Consider the following 2,362-nt stretch of genomic DNA (forward strand, 5'->3'; position numbering starts at 1 on the left):
CCGGAGGTGCGGCGATGGCGGGTCCCCGAGTGGTGATCATCGGTGCGGGTGTCGTGGGTGCGGCGCTGGCGGACGAGATCTCCGCGCGTGGCTGGACCGAGGTGACGGTGGTCGACCAGGGCCCGCTGCCGGCCACGGGTGGCTCGACGTCCCACGCCCCGGGTCTGGTCTTCCAGACGAACTCCTCGAAGACGATGACGGAGCTGGCCCGTTACACGGTGGAGAAGTTCTGTTCCCTGGATGTGGACGGCAGGCCGTGTTTCCTCCAGGTCGGTGGTCTGGAGGTGGCGACGACGCCGGAGCGGCTGACGGAGCTGCGGCGCCGGCACGGCTGGGTGACGGCGTGGGGTGTCGAGGCGGAGCTGCTGACGGCCGAGGAGTGTGTCCGGCGGCATCCGCTGGTGGACGGGGAGAGGGTGCTGGGCGGTCTGCTGGTGCCGACGGACGGTCTGGCCAAGGCGGTCCTGGCGGTGGAGGCGCAGATCCGGCGGGCGACCGAGCGGGGTGTGACGTTTCTGGCCCGTCATGAGGTCCTCGACGTCCTGCAGACGGACGGTGAGGTCAGTGGTGTGGTGACCGACCAGGGTGAGATTCCCGCGGACATCGTGGTGTGCTGTGCGGGGATCTGGGGTCCGAAGATCGCCCGTATGGTGGGGATGGATCTGCCGTTGACGCCGCTGGCGCACCAGCTGGCGTGGACGGGGCCGGTTCCGGCGCTGGCGGGGCAGACGCAGGAGGCGGTCCGCCCGATCCTGCGTCACCAGGACGGCGACCTGTACTACCGGGACCGTTTCGACGGTCTGGGCATCGGCTACTACGGCCACCGGCCGATGCCGGTCTCCGCCGACGACATCCTCTCCGTGGACGAGGCCGAGGCGATGCCGTCGGTGCTGAAGTTCACCGAGGAGGACTTCGAGGCCGCGTGGAGCGAGACGCAGGCGCTGCTTCCGGCGACGCGGGAGGCGAAGGTCGAGGAGGGCATCAACGGCCTGTTCTCCTTCACCACCGACAACTTCCCCCTCCTGGGGGAGTCCCGGGACGTCAAGGGCTTCTGGGTCGCCGAGGCGGTGTGGGTGACGCACTCCGCCGGTGTGGGCAGGGCGATGGCGGAGTGGCTGGTGGACGGCTACTGCTCGTCGTTCGATCTGCACGAGTGCGATGTCAACCGGTTCGAGCCGCATCAGCTGTCGCCGGAGTACGTGCTGGCGCGGGACTGCCAGAACTTCGTCGAGGTCTACGACATCCTGCACCCGCTCCAGCCCTCGGGTGACCCGCGTCCGATCCGCACCAGCCCCTTCCACGCCCGGCAGCGGGAGAAGGGGGCGTTCTTCCTGGAGGCGAACGGCTGGGAGCGGCCGCAGTGGTACGAGGCCAACGCGGGCCTGGTCGAGGGCCGCAACATTCCCACCCCCAACGACTGGGCGGCGCAGTTCTGGTCGCCGATCGTGGGTGCGGAGGCGCAGGCCACCCGTGAGACCGTCGCCATGTACGACATGAGTGCCCTCAAGCGGCTCGAGGTGAGCGGTCCGGGCGCGGCGGACTTCCTGGAGCGGCTGACGACGGGCAAGGTCGCCAAGTCGGTCGGCTCGGTCACCTACACCCTGTTCCTGGATCATGACGGCGGGATCCGCAGTGATGTCACCGTCGCCCGGCTGGGCCGGGACCTGTTCCAGATCGGTGCGAACGGCAATGTGGACCTGGACTGGCTCACCCGGCATCTGCCCGCCGACGGCACGGTCCAGGTCCGTGACATCACCGCCGGGACCTGCTGCATCGGCCTGTGGGGGCCGCTGGCCCGCAAGGTCCTGCAGCCCCTGACCGACGCGGACTTCTCCGGCGACGGGCTGAAGTACTTCCGTGCCAGGCGCGCCTACGTCGGCAGTGTTCCGGTGACCGCGATGCGGCTGTCGTACGTCGGTGAGCTGGGCTGGGAGCTGTACACGACGGCCGACCAGGGCCAGAAGCTGTGGGACACCCTGTGGGCGGCGGTGCGGCCGCTGGGCGGGATCGTCGCGGGCCGGGGCGCGTTCAACAGTCTGCGGCTGGAGAAGGGCTACCGCTCCTTCGGCACGGACATGACCTACGAGTACGACCCCTACGAGGCCGGGATCGGTTTCGCGGTCAGGCTCGACAAGGGCGACTTCATCGGCCGGGAAGCCCTGGAGCGGCGCAAGGAGACCGTCCGGCGCAGGCTGGCGTGCCTGACCATCGACGACCCGCAGTCGGTCGTCATGGGCAAGGAACCCGTCTACGACGGCGACCGCCCGGTGGGGTACGTGACCAGCGCGGCCTACGGCTACACCGTCGGCAAGGGCATCGCCTACGCCTGGCTCCCGGCCGGACTCGCCGTCCCCGGCACCCC

The 2,362-nt window shown here is 69.8% G+C and carries 1 protein-coding gene; it reads left to right on the forward strand.

What is annotated here, in order from left to right; genetic code table 11:
• Nucleotides 1-14: 14 nt before the first annotated feature.
• Nucleotides 15-2,362 (forward strand): GcvT family protein (locus AQJ64_RS44750; protein WP_063808109.1); only part of this gene is annotated, 2,348 nt, incomplete at its 3' end.

The organism is Streptomyces griseoruber (assembly GCF_001514205.1).
GTDB classification, from domain to species: Bacteria; Actinomycetota; Actinomycetes; order Streptomycetales; family Streptomycetaceae; genus Streptomyces; species Streptomyces griseoruber.